The sequence below is a fragment of the Burkholderia sp. S171 genome (assembly GCF_009766085.1).
Classification (GTDB): Bacteria; Pseudomonadota; Gammaproteobacteria; order Burkholderiales; family Burkholderiaceae; genus Caballeronia.
On sequence record NZ_LMUF01000059.1, the window covers coordinates 13,780 to 32,377 of the forward strand.

Here is an 18,598-nt window from a genome sequence, read left to right on the forward strand (position 1 = left end):
CGCGGTACATCACCGCACATGAAAACATTATATACATTAACCGTCCGGACGGTTAATTAATTTGTTTAGTTTTTGAGGATCGCGGTTAGGCAACAGGGCGCGCTCATGGAACGGGTCTCCCAGTAGGAAGCATCATGCGCGAGTAAAGCCGTTTCAACAGCCGCGTGCGCACTGCTTGAGTCCTCGCGAGTCGCGAACTGACACGAAACAAGATCCGATCTGTCTATGAGGTCACAAAAGCGTCGCCAAAACTTCGTCTCGAGTGCACCAAGCGCGAGCGTCGTGTTATCCGCCGCAGTGTAAAGGCGGTAACAGGGATATGTACCCGACATAAATGCTGCAGAGTTGTCTTTGGGCACCTTTTCCCGCAAACGGGACACTATATTCAAGTCTCTGAGTGCCTCCGTGATACTTATTGAAATGTGCGCCCCACGCCCGTTAGACGTCCGAGCGATCAGGGCCGCTAGTATCTCAATCTCCGAGCAAAGAACGCCACCGACAATATCGCCGACGAGAAAAACCGGTAGCGTTCCATCAGGAGTCAAGCCGAGCGACGCAGCAACTCCACTTGCCGCGAGAAAGTTAATGTCATGCCCGGGCAAGTCTGACCGCGTCCCTAGCGTTCGAAAGCCGACAATAGAACAATAAATAAGCCGGGGGTTTCGATGCCGCAGCCGTTCAGCGTCAATCCCTAAACGCGATAGCGTCCCGGGCAGGAAGCTGTCGATGATTATATCTGCGGTTGCGCACAACGACAGCGCTTCCGAACGTTGCGCTTCATCCCTTAGATCTAGACTCTTAATCTGCGAACTCAGATGCAATTCGCGGTGAAGAAGTGGCTCACCTGTGTCACTCAAAAACATCCTCCTGGTGGGATCACCATCAGGAGGTTCAATATGCAAAACCACCGCGCCCCTCTCCGCGAGACGAGCGGCCAGCATCGGGCCCGGCAAATTCAAACCGAAGTTGACTACCTGTATGCCCGCCAAACTATGTGTTGCCACTATTGACCCCGCTCATCGACATCGGTACTGCACCACTTTCGATCAATTGCGCGATCTTTTCCTCCTCGCACCCTAAACCCTGAAGAATTTCGCGGGCATGCTCAGCGAATTTGGGCGGCGGTTTGGTATATGTCGCAGCCGTCCGGGACAGCTTGACTGGTGATCCCGTGCCTTTGTAATCACCGATATCGACAATCATTTTTCGATGGTCAGTGTGCGGATGGTTTGCTACCTTTTTAGTGTCAGCTACTGCACCGCAAGGCACTCCCGCGTTCATCAATGACTGCGCGAGGGACTCGCCGTCCTGGTCCGACAGTAAAGACTCAATTTCGTGGCGCAGCTCACCCCGGTGCTCGAGACGGCGAGAATTTGTTAGAAACCGTTGATCTTCAGACAGCCAAGCGGCACCGAGCATGTTTGCGAACTTCACAAACTGGTTGTCATTCCCAATTGCGAGAAATATTGAATCTCCTGCGGTAGGGAAAAGATCATATGGACATATATTGGGGTGGGCATTGCCAGTGCGTCCCGACGACTTCCCAGAAAGAAAGTAGTTCGGCAAATGCGGGTGCATCAACGATATTCCTGAGTCGTATAACGTAGCTTCGACAAACTGACCACAACCAGAGTGATTTCGTTCGTACAAAGCAAGCAGTATGGCGATCGCGGCATTCATGCCGGTGACGATATCAATAACAGGCACGCCCATCCTGAGAGGTCCGGCGCCCGCTTCGCCGTTAACAGACATTAGGCCAGACATTGCCTGCGCCACCGCGTCATAACCCGGTAGGCCGCCTAGCGGGCCGGTTGCGCCGAATCCGGAAACACGGCAATGGATGAGCGCCGGGAACTTTTCCTTTAGTACTTCGAACCCAAGCCCCCATTTTTCCATCGTTCCTGGCTTAAAATTCTCCACAAGCACGTCCGCTTGCGCCAGGAGATCGAGCAAGATTTCTCTAGCGTTGGGCTGCCCAAGGTTGAGTGCCATTCCGAGCTTATTGCGATTGACGCCGAGAAAATATGAAGCCGTGGGACCCTCAAACGGAGGACCCCAGCCACGCGTTTCGTCGCCCTGCGGCGGCTCGACTTTGATGACCGTCGCACCATGATCGGCCAACAGTTGCGTACAGAATGGCCCTCCCAGTACGCGCGAAAGGTCAATCACCTTGACTCCCAGCAGCGATGTCATTGAGCCTTCCTCCCATGATCAGCGGACGCACGCACGATGACCCGCGTTGCTTTCGATTCGTAGCGAGGCAACACTCCCTCACTGTGACAGGTAACCCGACACGACAATCCGAGGCGCGCCTTCAATCCCGCCTCGACCTCCCGCACCAGTGCGTCGTCGGTGCTCAAGCAATGCTGTGAACGCTCGATCGCAATTTCAAGCGAATCGAGCCGCCCGGCCGTCTGTTCGAGATAAATTTGCCACGCCTCCTTGACCGTACCCCCCACCTGGGCGATAACGTCCTCAATCTGTGACGGATAAACCATAACGCCACGGATTTTCAGCATGTCATCGGAACGACCAATGATCCGTCCGATTAACGGGAAACCGCTTCGCCCGCATGGACACTCGAACGGATGCTCCGCAAGCCTCACTAGATCCCTAGTGCGCCATCGCACAACCGGAGACGCCTCCTTGTCTAGCGTCGTAATCACTATCTCCCCGATTTCCCCGGGGCCAACGGGAAGAAGAGTTTCTGGATGAAGTACCTCTGTGAGCACCGAGTCATCATTGATCAGATGCATTTCATCATTCGCATGCGAATGCTCGCAGGACACTCCGAGGATAGGGCCACCGGCTTCCGTCGACCCGTAGATGTTGTGAGCAATAAACCCGGACGGCATTGCCGCCTCCAATTCACTGCGGAATGTTGCCGACACGGACTGACCACCAAACAATCCGACGCGCATTTTCCAGTCGCGCCCTGGATCAATACCGGCTTTGCGGGCGAGCGATATGAGCGTCATCAGCCAAAGCGGCGACATTGTGGTCGCGGTGTACGCATGGTCGCGCATCCACTGCACCACTAATTCGCCACGACCGGGCCCAATTGGGAAATTAACCGCGCCATAGGCGCGTAACGCTTCGTCCATAGATGATCCACCGATCCACAGTCCATAGCCATAGCCTTGATAGACCCGATCCCCCGGCACAATGCCTGCTGTCCTAAAAACCCGGCTTAACTGATCGCACATCGTACTTTGCCAATCGTGGCGCGTGAAGCCGAAGAGCACCGGAAGTCCCGTAGTGCCGGAAGTGGCGCAAAAGCGCACGATCTCGGCAACAGGAACAGTCAAAAAGGGAAAGGGATAGCGCGAGTGAACATCCGCTTTTTCAAGCGTCGGCAGGACCGCAAGCGCCTGGCGATCCGCGAGATCGTCTGGGCGAAGCCCAGCGCGGCTAAAATGCTCACGCCAGGCTCCCGAAGCAGCGAGCCGCTTACCAAGACCAGCGAGCTTGGCATTCTGCACCGCGAGCACATCCTCCCGAGTGGCATAATCACCCCCGCGACTTCGTACCGCTATCGTCTCCATATCTGTCTCCTTCTTATTGAACGCTATAGGGTGTCACCCGTACCGAAGATTGCCGTGGAGTGGCTAGACATATAGCCACCGGGCGCGTGCGCCAGCGCAACTTGCGCACCTTTAACCTGTCGTGGGCCGCATGCACCGCGCAACTGAAGTACAGACTCGATGATGGTGTAGATACCAAACATCCCCGGATGCCCGAACGAAAGGCCTCCGCCATTGGTATTCATTGGGAAGTCTCCACCAGGTTCACTACGCCCGTCGCCTAGAAATGCTCCGCCCTCGCCTTTATTGCAAAAACCAACGTCTTCGGCAAACACGATCGGCATAATTGTGAAAGCGTCGTATAACTGCGCGACATCTACCTCCGCTGGCGTGAGCTTGGCCTGTGCAAAAGCCCGCGCTGCCGATTCTGATGCGCTGGTGGTAGCAAGGCTCGCCATCTGGGCGATGCTTCGATGCGAAACCACTTCGCCAACGCCGAGCACGTACACGGGAGCTTGCCGCAGAGTGCGCGCCCGCGCTGCAGACGTCACGATGACGGCGCCTCCTCCATCGGTCACCAGGCAACAGTCTCGGACGGTCAGCGGGCTTGAGACCATCCGAGCAGAAACGACGTCCTCAACGGTGAGAGGGGATTTGTCCAACGCGAGGGGATTAAGAACCGCCCATTTGCGCGCCGCAACGGCGACGCCGGCAAGCTCTTCGCGCGTCGTACCAAATTCATGCATGTGTCGCGCGGCGATCATTGCATATCCTGCGACCGGCCCTGGATATCTATAGGGCGATTCGTAAGGGTTCACTTCAGCGTGGGTGACAAACTGCGCGCCGGCTGACCGTTGCGTACTGCCGTAAGCAATCAACGCGACTTCACATAGCCCAGCCGCAATTGCCGCCTGAGCATGATTCAGATGCGCAACAAACGACCCGCCGCCTACCTGAGTCGAGTCTGTATAACGTGGACTTAGATTTAAGTATTCACAAAGACTCAATGTCGGCATGAACAACTGCAGACCTGCAGCAAATACGCCGTCAACGTCGGCCAGAGACATGCCAGCATCAGCAAGTGCGTCGGCCACGGCGAGAGCCATGGCATCAAGCGGGGAACTCTCAGCTGGAAGCGCCGGGAAGCCACTGATGCCGACACCGACGATAGCAGTCGAACCGCGAAGCGAATCGTGCATCACGCTAACCTAAAAACGACGCGAGGCGTGCCCGCGATATCTTCGAAAGCCGCTTGCACCCGCATGCCTATCGCCATATCGGCCAGCGTATCGAGGACTACCGTAGACATCATACGGAAGCCTTCCTCCATTTCGACCAGCGCGATATTGTAGGGAGGCTTGCCCTTCGGGCAGACCTCGGTCGTCGAATAAACTACTCCGCGGCCGCTACTACATCGCCACTCCAGCGCACCGGGTATTCCTGATGGTCCGACCTCGCGTGGATAAAAAACAGCCATCCCTGCGTTGGTGTCGTACTGATACAGCAGTTGAGCGTTGCGCAGGCCTGTAAGATGGGTCGTCCGTGCCGATTCAGGGGTAGCCGTGTCCATGCTCATTTCCCGATGAAAGTGGGAGACCGCTTTTCTTGGAATGCCTTGATACCTTCCCGTCCATCGTGCTCGTCCATCGCTTCGTGCTGCAAGACTGCCTCAAGCTCAGCCATGTCACCGTACGAACCGGGACAATCAAGAATCTGCTTGCTGGCTCGGAAAGCACCCGTTGGCCCCTTTACAATATCTGCGGCTAAGTTCAACGCTGCGCCGTCTAGATCGCAAGCCCCATAGCTGCGGTTGATCAGTCCGATGGCAGCAGCATCACGACCGCTGATCAAACGCCCAGTCAAAATTAGTTCTGCGGCGCGGTGTCTTCCAAGGCGCTCGCGCAGATAATAGTGACCGCCAGAGTCAGGTAGCAGGCCGATTTTGCGAAAAGGACTACCGAACAATGCGTTGTCTGCTGCAAGAGTGATGTCGCACGCGAGCGCGAGGCCAAATCCAAAGCCCAGCGCGGGACCTGCCACTGCGGCGACGGTCGGCACCTTGCAACGACGAATCGTTTCCAAGGCCGGATTAATACGTTTTGACAGAATATCGTACGTATTGTCCGTTTCCGGGTTGGTGTCCTTCAGATCACGTCCAGCGCAAAATGCGCCGCCCGTCCCATAAATAAGGATACACCGCGCCCCCGCCCCGGATGCGCGCTGAACGGCAACGGCGAGCGCTTCCATCTCGTCAACCGAAAGGCTGTTCTTGGTCTCGGGTTTATTAAGCGTTATTGTCGCCAAGCCGGCTTCGACTATGCAACGGATCGTTTGAGATTCCATTAATTGGGCCTCCCCCGGCAGTTCATCAGGATTTGCAGATCACTCGCAAGAACCAGCGTGTCATTCTGGTTGTAGACGTTCCAGCCGATCTTGACGACTCCGTCCTGACCGCTACGTTTGTCGGTCTTGGCGAGCACTTCGCTTTTCAGCCGCACGGTATCGCCAATGAAGGTGGGGGCCGTGAACCGCAGTGCGTCTGTACCGTAGTTGGCAACAATCGCCGGCGCATCCGCCGGCACGCCAAGGCCTGCGGCAATTGCGTGCACTAACAGACCCGGTGCGATGCGCTGGCCGAAGCGTGACTGAGCCGCATAGTGCGCATTCGTATGCAATACGTACCAATCCCCGGTCAGCGCGCACCATTGCACGATGTCCGTTTCAGTTACTGTGCGCCCACGCGTGACATGCCGTTCGCCAACTTCTATCTCGTCGTAATACTTTCCCAGAAAATTCATGCGTCGCATCCTCCTTGGGTACAAGTATATGCATTACCCGTCCGGACGGTCAATTAATTTAGAAATTTTAAATGAGACCCTGGAGGCACATGTCAGCAGCCTTACGCGCGAGCGAGTCAATCCCAAGCTTGCCTGACGGTTGGTACCACGTATAGGTCCAATTCAGCATCCCGTAGATCAGCATCGCATGCGCGGATGCTTCACCTTTTGAGGAAAATTTCAACGGATTGAGTTCTTTGAGCACTGCCGCCAGATGCTCCATCAACCGATGCTCGGCGCGACGCACCTCCGCATGCGCTGCTGGGGGAAGGTACTCGGAGTCGGCCAGCAAAACTTTATGTGTGTCACTCTGCGCATAGTAGTACCGCAAGTGGGCAAGCAGAAACCGACGAAATTTATCTTCCGGCACTGATTTAGACTCGGTGATGCTGCGCGCAGTAGAAAGCAGTCCATTGACGTGCTCTAGCAGCATCGCCTCCAGTATCAGTTCCTTCGAGGCAAAATAGTGATACATCCTCGACTTCGACGCGTTGCATGCAATTCCAATATCGATGATATTCGTGTTCCGGAAGCCTTTTTGGGCAAAAAGGGTTGCCGCCGAGGTCAGGATATCGGACTTAATATCGTCGAAGTTTTCCGCGCGCGTCCGTGCCATATTGGATACTTCCTTGTAAGTGAGCACTGTATTTTAGCTGAAACAGCATAGCCCGGGCCATTCTCGGCGCCCTGCGCCCTATCGTCAGATGCAGGTCCCCATCTGCCATGAGTAAAAACCCGAGGTGCACATTTTTATATTTTTCCGTCCGGACGGTTAATTTATACTGCGACCGCATCGGGTTGATGTGGACGCCGCTTGCGCGGTGCCACACCAACTTATGCTCATAACGACGACCTGGAGAACGCTGTGAAAATGAAGAAGTTTCATCTAATGACATATACCGGCGCGGCAGCACTGGTACTGTTCGCTCCTAACGTATTTGCTCAGAGCTCAGTCACACTGTATGGACTCGTCGATACGACGATCCGTTACCTCACGAATGCAAACTCAAAAAACGACGCTCAGGTCGCGATGGGCGAAGGCGTTGAATCACCAAGTCGCTTCGGTTTGAGAGGTACCGAAGATCTAGGGGGTGGTCTGTCGGCGGTTTTCAAACTCGAAAACCAGTTCCAGTTGTGGTCGGGCAAGCTCGACAATAGCAACAACCAACTGTTCCAGCGTGCGGCGTACGTTGGACTGTCAAGTCAGCAGTATGGAACGCTTACCTTCGGTCGCCAAACCTCGCCGTTCTTCGAGATGATGGGTAGCGTCTATGACCCAATGACCATTGGCGACTTCTGGCAAGACAGCTACGTGTATAACCCGGTCGGCCCGTTTCTTTTCACGAACAGCTCGGTCAAATACAGTGGAAAGTTCGGCGGGCTGCAGGTCGAGGGGATGTATGGTTTTGGCGGTGTGCCAGGAAGCGTTGGCGAAAATAGCATGTATGGCCTCACTGCCTCGTACACGCTGGGACCGCTATCGGCTGACGTTGGGTTTCAGCAAAACGACGTCTCGAGTAAGAAGTTCAACATAGTCAATGTGAGCGCTGTCTACTCCGTTACTCCAGCCGTGAAGCTCCTAACAGGGTGGCTCCATTCGCAAGACAACACCGGCCTTGCAGATGTGGACATGCAGCAGGTCGGTACACCGTTGCTACCTCAAGTTAGCCCGAACCGAATCGACGATAGCTTCTACGTCGGTTCCACATGGCAGGCCACCCCACCGCTTGCGTTGACGGGGGCGCTCTATTATGACCATGCCCGCAATGCAGCCACGCTCGGCGGCGGCCTTGGCACTGGAGTCAACTACTCAGCTACGATCCTTGCAGAGTACTCGCTTTCAAAACGCACCGAAATATATGGCACGGTCGACTTTACCCGAGGGAACGGCGCGTTCTTAGCCGACTACCCCGGCCGCAACAACCAGACTGGAATTGCCATTGGTATGCGCAATCTGTTCTAACCGCATGGGATGTCCAGAAGTCGGCCGCTAACGGTGGCCGACTTTGTCGGGCGAGCACCGAAATGGACATGAAGGCCATTTTGAGTCGTCAGTTGATAATTCGCACACATGCTCTGCGCCCTTTTGGGCAGCATGTGCCTCTGTTTCGCGCCACTCGTACGCCATTCCCAACGTGCAATGTCTCCAACGTCTCGCTTCCCGGCGGCAGCAACAGTACGACCGCCCTGTCGTCGAATGCATGTCTATTTTGGCAGTTCGTATTCTCTGTCTCCCAGGCCGTGCATCGTAATTGAAGCGAAATATATTTTAAGCGCACGGTGCGAACCGTTTGACCTTATGAACTCGAGCAGATTGCCCTACGGCATGCCGGAACGTTACACGTAATGCCAGTCGCATTTTTACTCATCTCAGCGTGATTTCCTTCCAGAAACCGCATGGCACGCCGTTTAAAAACCACTCCCTCTTAACGGTCCACTTTCATGTTTGCATCGATTCGTGCACGGATTCTTGCCGCCAGCTTCGTCATTGTCGTCTCGGCGTTAGTCGCCAATGCTGCCCTTAACTACACCGTCGCAAAATCGTACATAGACGATTCCATTTCGGCCAATCTTGAGTCTACCGCCGCTGGTCACGTCGCGGGCATCAACGACTGGGTGGCCACGCGCGCGCAGATGATCAATTCGCTGAAACAAGCAGCTGGAACGACCAATCCCCTTCCTGCACTTCTCAACATTGGGCACGCCGGAAGATTTAAAAACGTGTTCATCGGCCGAGCCGACAAGACATCGCTTTTTTCCGACCCGCAAGGAATTCCCTCCGACTTCGATCCGACTGTACGCCCTTGGTACAAAGAGGCGATGGCAGCGGGGAAGCTGATCGTTACGGAGCCAATTATCGGCGTGACGGATGGCAAGCTGGCAGTGGCGTTCGCCACTCCTGTTGATGGTCCCGCTGGTGTTAGGGAGGTGCTTGGCGGCAACGTCAGTATGGAGACCGTCAGCGCGAATGTAAATTCGATCCAGCCGACGCCGCACAGCTTCGGCATTCTAATTAGCGGGCGGGGAACCATCATTGCGTACCCCGATGCGAAGTTTATTGGCAAGGTCATAACAGAGTTGAATCCCGACCTGACGATGGGCACACTGACCCTAGCTCGCGAGCCCTTACGCGTCAAGATCGACGGCGTCAGCAAGCTGCTCAAAGCAATGCCGATCGCGGGCACGGACTGGCAGGCTGTTGTGGCACTGGACGAAGCCGAAGCCACCGCCGGCATGCGTTCTCAGGTAATAAGCGCGCTCATTTCGCTGGTCGTGATCGTACTTGTGGCGGCGGCCGTGATGGGCGCAGTGACGACGATGTCACTGAAAAGGCTTTCCGCCATACGTGACGCGATGACGGAGATCGGCTCTGGCTCCGGCGATCTCACGCAGCGCCTGCCGAACGCCGGTCAGGACGAAGTGGCGCAGATCTCACATGCGTTCAATCAATTCGTCGACAAACTTTCGATCGTCATGAAGCAGGTCCGCACAAACAGTGAGTCGGTTCGCCTCGCCGCAAACGAAATCGCGACGGGCAACGTTGACTTGTCGGGGCGCACGGAAGCCGCGGCGGCCAGCCTGGAGCAGACAGCAGCGGCGATCGAGGAAATCACCTCTACAATCACCTTGTCGGCGAGCGCTGCAAAGCAGGCAAACGGTCAATCAGCATTGGCGGCCGAAGTTGCTGCTCGCGGGGGCCAGGTCGTGACCGAGGTCATCGACACGATGGAGGCGATCGAAGCTGCGTCGGCCAAGATTGGAAACATCATCAGCGTCATTGACGGCATCGCATTCCAGACCAATATTCTTGCCTTAAACGCGGCTGTGGAGGCAGCACGGGCAGGCGAACAGGGACGCGGTTTCGCGGTAGTGGCAAGCGAAGTTCGCAGCCTCGCGCAACGCTGCGCGCTGGCGGCCCAGGAGATCAAAGCGTTAATCGAAGCGACGGCGGAAAGCGTTGCTTCCGGGTCCACCAAGGTGCACCTTGCCGGCAACACGATGCGAGAGATTGTAGGATCGGTGAATAGCGTAACGACGATCATGAGCGAGATTTCAGGCGCCGCCGACGAGCAGACGCGAGGTATCCAGGAAGTGAATCGCGCCATCGCTCAGCTCGATGAAATGGTTCAGCAGAATGCGGCGCTGGTGGAAGAGTCTGCTGCTGCGGCATCGACTCTTCAGACTCAGGCGAATGAACTGACTCGAACGGTGGGGCAATTTAAGATCGATTAAGGGAGAGAGTTTGAGGTACTTGGTGTTTGGTCGGACAGCTTCAAAGAGAAGCGCAATAGAGGCCTTACAGATTGAAGCCTCAGATTTGACTTACTGAGAGAAAGTTCGTGGTGAAGACCTCGATTGGCGAGCAGAGGTGTAGCCGCAATAGTGAAATCATGACCCGGTCCAGTTAAATCTCTTAGGGACGTTTGTTTCTTCAGATGGCATAACTGCTCGGCGACTGATCGGCTCCGAGCAAGTTCTCTCATTGTCTGCCTTCTGGCTATCAAATTACATAAGCTCGATACGCTCTACACGAAGGCAAGCGTAACGAACGCTCTTTGATCCTGAAATTGATCACATCATGTCGTTGATCATTCGATCGTTGCGCTCTGCCATGTGTGCACAAACTTCGATTTATCGAACTTTCGACCGTCATGGTCCAATCGGCGTCGAGGGCATTCAGACATGCTGATTTGCCGGTTTTTGTCATTCGTCGTCTCCGACATGCCATTTGCAGAAACCGCATTTTTGAAACAGCGCCGGGGGGCGGCATTAATGCCTGGCGCTGGACATAGTGTCATCGTGTCGCCTCCTTATCAACGGCTTCATGCAGGTACATACATTATGCTGAACCTTAATGTAGGCCTCATTCATTCCAACAAGTCTTGTCAATCTTTTGCCCCAGTCCGGAGACCATACAAAGCTTAAGGACAGCTTTACAGCACGCTGCGCACCAGAGGATGTTCAACTGAACTGCCCGCTCGAAAATCTTTCCTCCAGTCGACGCAAACGCAACCCACGGGGGTCGTATCAACGTACGCGTATTAATTGGCTAATGCAGTCGTAAGTGCCTTGCTTACAGCCGCGTTCGGGTCGTTTTAACCATTCGCTTATTCGTACCCGTTGGGGTAGACAACGATTGCAAATTGGTTGACCGCAACGGAAACACATTGTTCGACCGCATCGCACTCGAGCACTGATCGCCTATTGGTCTACTCCTTGCGCCTTTAAATCTGTGGCCTGCTGCCACGAGGGCCTCTGCGGGCCTGTCGGGTTGACCTAACGCACCGTACAGCATGTATGTAGCGTTCGTTCGGCAAAAATGCAGGGCGATCCCTAATGAGTTGGTCTCTTTAATTTTGCATCAAACAATAGTTTGCGCTATGCTAGCACTATGCAATTAATTGGCAGAGGCATTTTTATGGCATTGCAACAGTCGTCGGCAAGCGTCCACTTGCGACTCAGCGAGTGGTTACCCTATCGATTTTTCCAAGTCACTGCGCGAATTGCCCGCCCACTGGAGGAGTTCTATGGAGAGCGTTACGGCTTGACCCAATCTGCGTGGCGAATTCTGGCTGCAATCTCCGAACGCCCTGGAGCGAGTGCATCGGAGTTAGGCTTCGCTTGCGCGCTCGACCCTTTCGCGGTTAGTCGTGGCATCAAGCAACTCGTCGCCCTTGAATTCGCCGAGCGAACATCGGCCAAAAATGATCGTCGCTATGCATCTGTTTCCATCACGAAGAAAGGCGCGACTGCTTCGATAGAGATCGCACTGCTCGCGATTAATATCGAGAAAAGGCTTCTAAAAAGTCTTTCGCTGGATGAACAACAGTCGATCAGCCGAATGTTGCGAAAGCTTGACGATGAGAGTGCGCATATCGAATCCATGGGGTGGCGCGCCCTGCTCGACGGGAAAGTCTTATGAACGCCTTGATGTTCGCACTTACGACGGTACTTTGGGGCGCAGGTGCGCTCGCAACTACTATGCAAGTCGGTGTAACTCCGGCACCGTGGTCGGTAGCTCTACGCATGGGGCTGGCAGGAATAATTCTTCTCTGCTATGGCGCCATTAAAAGAATACCTCTGGGTATCCCGGGCCGGCACCGAATTTTCGTAGCCTTGCAAGGTATTCTATTCTTCTCGCTCGCTTTCATTTCGTTCTATGAATCGACACGGAATATCTCGAGCGGCCTCGCCGCATTGATGCTTTCGACCTCGTCGATATTTGCGGCCTTGATCGGGCGTTTCTTTCTCGGCACGCCGCTGCCGACGTCGCTGTTTATCGGAGCACTTTTCGGAATAACAGGTGTCGGAATCATAGTCGCGCCCGCGCTTGAGAACCTGCAGGCAGGTGTGGCTGTGGGCTTCGCGTGGGCGTTGGCCGCCGCGATCGCCACTGCAGCTGGAACCGTTATCGGCGCTCGAAATCAGAAAGCTCAAATCCCTACAGTTGCCATTTTGGGCTGGGGCGCGATCACTGGCTCAGTGTTCAGCGCCGCCTGGGCCGAAATCTCCGGTACACCCTTTACCTTTGATTTATCCGTCAGTTATTTAGGCAGTCTCCTTTACCTTGCCATCGCAGCATCATGCATCACGTTTATGCTCTATTTTGAGTTAGTTCGTCGATTGGGTCCCGGTAAGGCGGCCTACACGCTCGCGGGAGTCCCCGTTGTTGCGCTTACGCTATCGATGCTGTTTGAAGGGTTACATCCTGACACGCACATTGCAATCGGTGCGGCAGCCGTTATTGCAGGTAACATTTTCGTTCTGCGAGCACGGGAAAACGATAAAGGTCACGCAACGTTTCGCTCAAAAAAGAACGCAACGCAAGGTCAAAAGGCGCTCTAGGCGATCGATAGTACCGCAGCTAACAATGGAAGGACACGTTTCCTACGGGGGATGATGCAGATACAGCCGTACACCGCCTCGTCCCCTTTGTCGTCAAGATGCCCGATGCCCAGCATTCGAACACGCGTCTCCGCAGCGGCTAACGTCTCTCAGGAAGTAGACTGCTGCATTAAATGTCGGGCCATCGTGCGGTGCCTAGGCTGGGATCAAAGTTTGATAATACGCTTCACCGAATTCATTGGCGCAGGGGCAGTGCCACTAGCGCCAACTTCAATCACAGGAAATAACTGATGGATACGCTGGAGATGATGCGGGTATTTGTCCGGATTGCCGAAGAGGGTAGCTTTACCGGCGCTGCGCAACGCATGAACCTTTCGACAGCTTCTGCCTCACGATTGGTTTCACATCTGGAGGCCCACTTGCGCACACGACTGTTGCATCGCAGTACCCGTCGTGTAGCCCTCACCGAGGCGGGCCAGCGCTATCGCGAACGCTGCGAGCGGATACTCGCCTATGTTGAAGAAGCCGAAGCTGAAGCCTCGAACGCCCATGTGATACCGTCGGGGCGGCTGCGCGTTCATGCGACGACAAGCTTTGGCCAAACTTACATGGTTCCAGCCATAGTGTGCTATCAGGAACGCAATAGCGCTGTGACCGTTGAGTTGACGCTCTCGCAGCATTTGCCGGATCTGCTCGACGAAGGATATGACGTGTCAATCCAATTGAGTTCGACGCAACTGCCAGATTCGGGGCTTGTTTCACATCGGCTAGGCGATGTGCACAACGTGTTGTGTGCCGCACCTTCATATTTGCGAGATCATGGCACCCCTCGTACAGCTCAGGAGTTGGAGGGGCAAGCGTGTCTGCAGATCGTCTCGCCGGCATTTCCGCGAGACCGCTGGCATCTTGATGGTCCTCGTGGCCGCGAAACTGTGGAGCTGCAGCCCTCTGCGTTTCAGGTTAATGTCATTGACGCGCTAAGGGCGGCGCTAAGCGCTGGTGTGGGAATTGGCGCGCTGCCTGCGGCTACAGCGCTGGACGCGTTTCGCACGGGCGCGTTGATCCGGGTACTGCCTGAGTATCGACTACAGAAGTTGACCGTCTACGCTTTGTACGCATCACGGCAGTACTTAGACGCCAAGATTCGGACGTTCATTGAATTTTTACGCGAGTTTATCCCGCAAGCGCTAGTCGATGACGACGCGGCTTTGAACCTACCCGGTCGGCGTGAACAGCTCCTTTCTGATATTAATGCCCAGTTCGACGGCCGGTTACCGTTGAACGACATTAGGCCGTTTGGGGCTTAAACCAAGCCTCAATTTTCCTTCCACATAACCGTTCTATATTTACTCAGCCACAATTTGCAGAATATTTCCATCTCATTTTTTACGCTTAAGCGCCAAGAAGAGTATGTCTTCTCGCTTGTCGTGCGCGTCGTAAGCGTCTCGTGGGGGCCCTTCAGATTTTCGTAGACGAGCGGATCAGTTTGATGCCGGTGGGAACGAGGGCAGAAGTCTGGCGATGTTCCAAGGCATTAGTTCGTCGATGACGTTGATTTTGTGGTCTGCGATGCGGGTCAGCACGTAGTCAAGATAAGCACGTGGATTGATGCCATTGAGCTTGCACGAGCCGAGCAATGAATACATCGCCGCGGCCCGTTCTCCTCCACTGTCGGAGCCGGCGAACATGTAGTTGCGCCTGCCGAGCGCCACACAACGCAATGCATTTTCCGCAAGTACATTGCTGATTTCTGCCTGTCCATCGTCGCAGAACAACGTGAGCGCATCCCAGCGGTTCAAAGAGTAGTTAATCGCTTCGACCAACGGTGCTTTCGCCCAAAGCGTGGCAAGTTTTTCTCGCATCAACTTTTCGAGAGTCACGAGCAGCGGCTTGCTCTTTTCCTGGCGCACGCGCAATCGTTTCATCTGCAGGCTTGCCGCGGATCTCAGCCTCAATACCGTATAGCTCGCCGATCCTGTCAAGCAATTGCGTGGTGGTTTCCGACGGCGTTTTCTCATGGACGTCAAAGACATACCGCCGAGCATGATCCCAACAGGCGGCCGGACGGATTTTCCCATCGAGGTACAGATCAGCATAGCCCGCATACGCGTCCGCCTGAAGGATGCCCCCAAATTTAGCAAGATGAGTTTGTGGGTGGATGCCTTTGCGGTCCGGTGAGTAAGCGAACCAGACGGCGGCCGGTTCTATGGAAGCCGAACGGCGGTCATCGCGAACGTAGACCCAGAGCCGACCCGTGCGGGTTTTCTTGTTGCCCGGCGCGAGCACCGGGATCGGTGTGTCATCCGCGTGGATCTTGGTGGCCGCCATAACATAGGCGCGCAGCGCTTCGGTCAGCGGCCTGCAGAGTTCTTCGCACTGTCCAACCCAGCGCGCTGTGGTGGCGCGATCAAGGCGTACGCCTTCGCGCGCAGCGATCCCCGTTTGGCGATACAAGGGAATGTGGTCGGCGTACTTCGAGACCAGGATGTCAGCGAGCAAGCTCGGATGCGCCATGCTGCGCTCGATCGGCAGCCCCGGCACGGCGGCTGTTCGATGTGACCGCAACTGGGGCAGGCCATCTTGCGTCGAATCGTGCGGATTACCTTAAACATAGCGGTGACGCGCGCCAACTGCTCGGACACGTCTTCGCCAAGCGCGCGCATGGCGCTGCCGCACTTGGGGCATGTCGGATCGGGTTCCAGCACGCGATCTTCGCGTGGCAGATGGGGTGGCAGAGCTTACTTGGGCGCCTGCACGGAGATGCCCGAACTTGGAGATCGCGCGCGCGCCCGGCGAACGTCGGCGGCGCCTTGCCCAGTTGCCAGATCCTCTAGCTGTGTCTCGAGTTGATCCAACTGCCGATCCAACTGCTCGGATTTACGGCCGAAGTGCATCCGTTTGAGCTTGTCGATCTGAACCTTCAGGCGTTCAATCTCGCGATCCCGATCGGCAATTGACGCGAGGGCCTCGCTTAGCAAGGCCTGCAGGGTGACAACATCATCGGGGAGATCGGCGTCGCTCGGCATACGACGCAGTTTACGAGTATCCCGTGCGGTTTACAACCGCTACGCCATCAATAATGCCGCTGTGCGACGAGGCTGGCGCCAATCGATCCCTTCGAGGACCATGGATAGCTGGGCGCTCGTCAAATGGATCTTGCCGCCATCAGCCTGTGGCCAGATGAAACGGCCATTTGTGAGGCGCTTCGCGAGCAGCCAGACCCCGTCATCAGTCGCCCATAGAATCTTGATCAAATCGCCACGGCGCCCACGAAAGATGAACACGTCGCCGCTCAGCGGATTCTCACCGAGCGCTGTCTGCACCTTGGCAGCTAACCCCGGGAATCCAGAGCGCATGTCGGTGATACCTGCTGCAATCCACACTCGCGTACCCGCCGGCAGGCCGATCACGATCTCAGACTCGCCAGCACAGCTCGAAGCGTCTCGACATCGACCGCGCCATCCACTTTGACCATTGCACGGCCAATTCGTACTTCGATCGTGCCGCCCGGTGATGTCGCCTTCGCCTTATCCGGTTCGATCAACGCCTCTGGCGCAACCACGCTCGCTACGTCTGTCACCACGCTCACGGGAATAAGCCCGCTAACCTTGCCCTGCTGTTTAACTCTATGTTCTCGTCGCCACCTGAACAGCAGGTTAGCGTTCAAGCCGTTCTCACGAGCAAGACTTGAAACCGACACACCGGGCTCACAGGCCGCATCGACCATTCGGCGCCGAAACTCCGGACTATGATTCGGGCAGCCTTTACGACTGCCCGAGTGCGATTTTTCTAATGTCAAAGTAGTTCCCACCATTCAAGTAGTGGGAACCACTTTGGCGTCTCATGGTAGCAAGATCAAGTGCGGCCCTCGCGCGACGCTTACTGCGCGTCTCTCGGTGCGCAATCCTCAAAAGATTTGCAGTACCCTCTTTCGTAATTCAATCCCGGACTTCAAAAAAGACTGAGCCGACCTCTTCGCGTGACTCAGTCTTAGAGGACGCACACCGTTGCTTCGGATGTGCGCCCCCTTTGATAACAAGAGTTTTTTCCGGGGTTTGCTAGAACTTGTGGCGTATGTCGACGCGGGCTGCCAATTGGCGGTCATTCGCCGACGGCGTCAGGTTACTGATTGCAGCTACCGCGGCCTTGCCCGTTGAGTCCGTACCGGTGGCCTTTTGGTACACGCCAATTATGTACAAGTCCGTGCGTTTCGAGATGAAGTAATCGGCTCCAAGCGCCGCTTGATAATACTTGGCGCCCGCGTTGTCCTTGCCGTTTGCATTCGTAACCTCGCTACCCTTGGTGTAGTCGAACGCCACACCGAGCAGCAAAGCGGGCGTCAACTGGTACTTAAAGTTGATTTCGGCGTTATTGAACGTTGCAGTATCACCCTTTTGGAATGCAGACGTGGCGACCGCCCCTAGATTTTCGAACTTCGTGTTTGAATATGTGGCCCCGACAGTCGATGCGCCGAACGTGTAAGCCCCGCCGACTCCAATGACCTGATAAGTATTGGCAGATGTATACCCGCTGAAGACCGGAGTCGTCACAGCCGATGCTGTACCCGTCGATTGGTTGTTGCCAAAGAAGCCGTTAGCTTGGGCCGGCTGACGTGCGTTCAAGTAACCCAGGCCTAATAAGACAGGACCCTTGTTGTAGCTGGCCCCCAACGACCAAACTTGATTGCCGGCGATGTTGCCCGACTGTCCGCCGAAGCTATACGTTCCACCGAACGTTAGACCGCCATAGTGTGCGCTCGTGAACTTGACCGCATTGTTGGCGCGATAATCGTTGTTGAAGTTATCCACATCACCCGGATGGGCAGCAATATAGCCGCCCCACTGATCGCCCACTTCTAACGCTCAAGATAGTCAACCACGGAGTCATACTGGCGCCCGAACATTAAACCGCCTTGTCCTAGTTTTCCGGTATTCACGTCGAAGCCGTTTTCTAAAACAAAAACCGCCTGCAGGGCACCACCTAGATCTTCGACACCGCGCAGCCCCCAACGGCTGCCTTGTATAACACCACTGGAGAGGTTGTACAGGTGAGAGCCCCCAGCGTTGGTGTTGATGTTAAGCCTTCGTCAATGATGCCGTACAACGTCACGACGCTTTGCGAATGAGCAACGCCTGACAATGTACCCAATGATAATAGTGCGAGAAGTGACTTTTTCATTGAATATCTCCAAAAGTGTTTGGTTTAGCCTATTTCTTGAGTCTGATTAGTCTTTTAGGACCTCAGTGGAGCGGTTGAAATCTGGCTGCCGTACAGCGTCATCCGGAAAAGTCGAAAGAAAGAGCTCTTTATTCGTAAGCGTCAGCGGATCCCGTCTTGAATCGCGGCATTCCGAATGTGAAGGTGGTGCTTTCGTGAGAACGAGGGCAATGC

Annotated in this window: 15 protein-coding genes and 3 pseudogenes; 5 read left to right on the forward strand and 13 right to left on the reverse strand. The window is 55.3% G+C overall.

The features are described 5' to 3' along the window. Window positions 1-65: 65 nt before the first annotated feature. The 8 genes from GSQ93_RS33080 to GSQ93_RS33115 all read right to left on the reverse strand — a co-directional run bounded on the left by GSQ93_RS33080 (window position 66) and on the right by GSQ93_RS33115 (window position 6,977). Complete coding sequence (locus tag GSQ93_RS33080; RefSeq protein ID WP_301952106.1) at window positions 66-1,004, reverse strand: CaiB/BaiF CoA-transferase family protein; 939 nt, start codon at window positions 1,002-1,004, stop codon at window positions 66-68. Beyond that, window positions 991-2,193 (reverse strand): CaiB/BaiF CoA-transferase family protein, encoded by a 1,203-nt coding sequence (locus GSQ93_RS33085; protein WP_158940148.1) that lies wholly within the window; start codon window positions 2,191-2,193, stop codon window positions 991-993. The genes GSQ93_RS33080 and GSQ93_RS33085 overlap by 14 nt, the downstream gene beginning before the upstream one ends. After that, a complete protein-coding gene (locus tag GSQ93_RS33090; protein WP_158940149.1) occupies window positions 2,190-3,545 on the reverse strand; it encodes a phenylacetate--CoA ligase family protein in 1,356 nt (451 codons plus the stop codon). The genes GSQ93_RS33085 and GSQ93_RS33090 overlap by 4 nt, the downstream gene beginning before the upstream one ends. A 23-nt stretch (window positions 3,546-3,568) precedes the next feature. Next, window positions 3,569-4,723: an acetyl-CoA acetyltransferase gene (locus tag GSQ93_RS33095; RefSeq protein WP_158940150.1), complete on the reverse strand. Its 1,155-nt coding sequence runs from the start codon at window positions 4,721-4,723 to the stop codon at window positions 3,569-3,571. Beyond that, window positions 4,723-5,094, reverse strand: coding sequence for a Zn-ribbon domain-containing OB-fold protein (locus tag GSQ93_RS33100; protein WP_158940151.1), 372 nt, complete (start codon window positions 5,092-5,094; stop codon window positions 4,723-4,725). The genes GSQ93_RS33095 and GSQ93_RS33100 overlap by 1 nt, the downstream gene beginning before the upstream one ends. Window positions 5,095-5,096: 2 nt before the next feature. After that, window positions 5,097-5,867, reverse strand: coding sequence for an enoyl-CoA hydratase/isomerase family protein (locus GSQ93_RS33105; protein ID WP_158940152.1), 771 nt, complete (start codon window positions 5,865-5,867; stop codon window positions 5,097-5,099). Continuing rightward, a complete protein-coding gene (locus GSQ93_RS33110; protein ID WP_158940153.1) occupies window positions 5,867-6,322 on the reverse strand; it encodes a MaoC/PaaZ C-terminal domain-containing protein in 456 nt (151 codons plus the stop codon). The genes GSQ93_RS33105 and GSQ93_RS33110 overlap by 1 nt, the downstream gene beginning before the upstream one ends. Before the next feature lie 67 nt (window positions 6,323-6,389). Continuing rightward, entirely contained in the window at window positions 6,390-6,977 is a 588-nt protein-coding gene (locus tag GSQ93_RS33115) for a TetR/AcrR family transcriptional regulator (protein ID WP_158940154.1), read from the reverse strand. Between the two features lie 255 nt (window positions 6,978-7,232). On the opposite strand from GSQ93_RS33115, the gene GSQ93_RS33120 reads away from it, so the two are divergent. The 5 genes from GSQ93_RS33120 (at window position 7,233) to GSQ93_RS33140 (ending at window position 14,514) form a co-directional block, all read left to right on the forward strand. Beyond that, window positions 7,233-8,324 (forward strand): porin, encoded by a 1,092-nt coding sequence (locus GSQ93_RS33120; protein WP_158940173.1) that lies wholly within the window; start codon window positions 7,233-7,235, stop codon window positions 8,322-8,324. A 479-nt stretch (window positions 8,325-8,803) separates the two neighbouring features. After that, complete coding sequence (locus GSQ93_RS33125) at window positions 8,804-10,594, forward strand: methyl-accepting chemotaxis protein (RefSeq protein ID WP_158940155.1); 1,791 nt, start codon at window positions 8,804-8,806, stop codon at window positions 10,592-10,594. Between the two features lie 1,186 nt (window positions 10,595-11,780). After that, window positions 11,781-12,284, forward strand: coding sequence for a MarR family winged helix-turn-helix transcriptional regulator (locus tag GSQ93_RS33130; RefSeq protein ID WP_254074193.1), 504 nt, complete (start codon window positions 11,781-11,783; stop codon window positions 12,282-12,284). Beyond that, window positions 12,281-13,207, forward strand: coding sequence for a DMT family transporter (locus tag GSQ93_RS33135; RefSeq protein WP_158940157.1), 927 nt, complete (start codon window positions 12,281-12,283; stop codon window positions 13,205-13,207). The genes GSQ93_RS33130 and GSQ93_RS33135 overlap by 4 nt, the downstream gene beginning before the upstream one ends. 290 nt (window positions 13,208-13,497) lie before the next feature. Beyond that, entirely contained in the window at window positions 13,498-14,514 is a 1,017-nt protein-coding gene (locus tag GSQ93_RS33140; protein ID WP_158940158.1) for a LysR family transcriptional regulator, read from the forward strand. A 174-nt stretch (window positions 14,515-14,688) separates the two neighbouring features. Here the strand turns inward: GSQ93_RS33140 and GSQ93_RS33145 are convergent. From GSQ93_RS33145 to GSQ93_RS33160, 5 genes and pseudogenes are all read right to left on the reverse strand, one after another. Further along, window positions 14,689-16,233: pseudogene (locus GSQ93_RS33145) on the reverse strand (IS66 family transposase). A 39-nt stretch (window positions 16,234-16,272) separates the two neighbouring features. Continuing rightward, window positions 16,273-16,617 carry an IS66 family insertion sequence element accessory protein TnpB gene (gene tnpB, locus GSQ93_RS33150; protein WP_062173719.1) on the reverse strand — a complete coding sequence of 115 codons (345 nt, stop codon included), beginning with the start codon at window positions 16,615-16,617 and terminating at the stop codon, window positions 16,273-16,275. Next, the gene (locus GSQ93_RS38445; RefSeq protein WP_254074197.1) at window positions 16,614-16,796 is read right to left on the reverse strand and encodes an IS66 family insertion sequence element accessory protein TnpB; all 183 of its coding nucleotides are present in this window, start codon (window positions 16,794-16,796) and stop codon (window positions 16,614-16,616) included. The genes tnpB and GSQ93_RS38445 overlap by 4 nt, the downstream gene beginning before the upstream one ends. A 33-nt stretch (window positions 16,797-16,829) precedes the next feature. Next, window positions 16,830-17,021 (reverse strand): annotated as a pseudogene (locus GSQ93_RS38585) (transposase); the annotation flags it as partial. Between the two features lie 244 nt (window positions 17,022-17,265). Continuing rightward, window positions 17,266-18,385: pseudogene (locus tag GSQ93_RS33160) on the reverse strand (porin). Between the last annotated feature and the right edge of the window lie 213 nt (window positions 18,386-18,598).

Coding starts and splice junctions, on each gene's coding strand:
- GSQ93_RS33110 (WP_158940153.1), bottom strand. CDS start 6,322: ATGAATTTTCTGGGAAAGTATTACGACGAGATAGAAGTTGGCGAACGG.
- GSQ93_RS33125 (WP_158940155.1), top strand. CDS start 8,804: ATGTTTGCATCGATTCGTGCACGGATTCTTGCCGCCAGCTTCGTCATT.
- GSQ93_RS33130 (WP_254074193.1), top strand. CDS start 11,781: ATGGCATTGCAACAGTCGTCGGCAAGCGTCCACTTGCGACTCAGCGAG.
- GSQ93_RS33100 (WP_158940151.1), bottom strand. CDS start 5,094: ATGGACACGGCTACCCCTGAATCGGCACGGACGACCCATCTTACAGGC.
- GSQ93_RS33115 (WP_158940154.1), bottom strand. CDS start 6,977: ATGGCACGGACGCGCGCGGAAAACTTCGACGATATTAAGTCCGATATC.
- GSQ93_RS33090 (WP_158940149.1), bottom strand. CDS start 3,545: ATGGAGACGATAGCGGTACGAAGTCGCGGGGGTGATTATGCCACTCGG.
- GSQ93_RS33105 (WP_158940152.1), bottom strand. CDS start 5,867: ATGGAATCTCAAACGATCCGTTGCATAGTCGAAGCCGGCTTGGCGACA.
- GSQ93_RS33135 (WP_158940157.1), top strand. CDS start 12,281: ATGAACGCCTTGATGTTCGCACTTACGACGGTACTTTGGGGCGCAGGT.
- GSQ93_RS33095 (WP_158940150.1), bottom strand. CDS start 4,723: ATGCACGATTCGCTTCGCGGTTCGACTGCTATCGTCGGTGTCGGCATC.
- GSQ93_RS33120 (WP_158940173.1), top strand. CDS start 7,233: ATGAAGAAGTTTCATCTAATGACATATACCGGCGCGGCAGCACTGGTA.
- GSQ93_RS33140 (WP_158940158.1), top strand. CDS start 13,498: ATGGATACGCTGGAGATGATGCGGGTATTTGTCCGGATTGCCGAAGAG.
- GSQ93_RS33085 (WP_158940148.1), bottom strand. CDS start 2,193: ATGACATCGCTGCTGGGAGTCAAGGTGATTGACCTTTCGCGCGTACTG.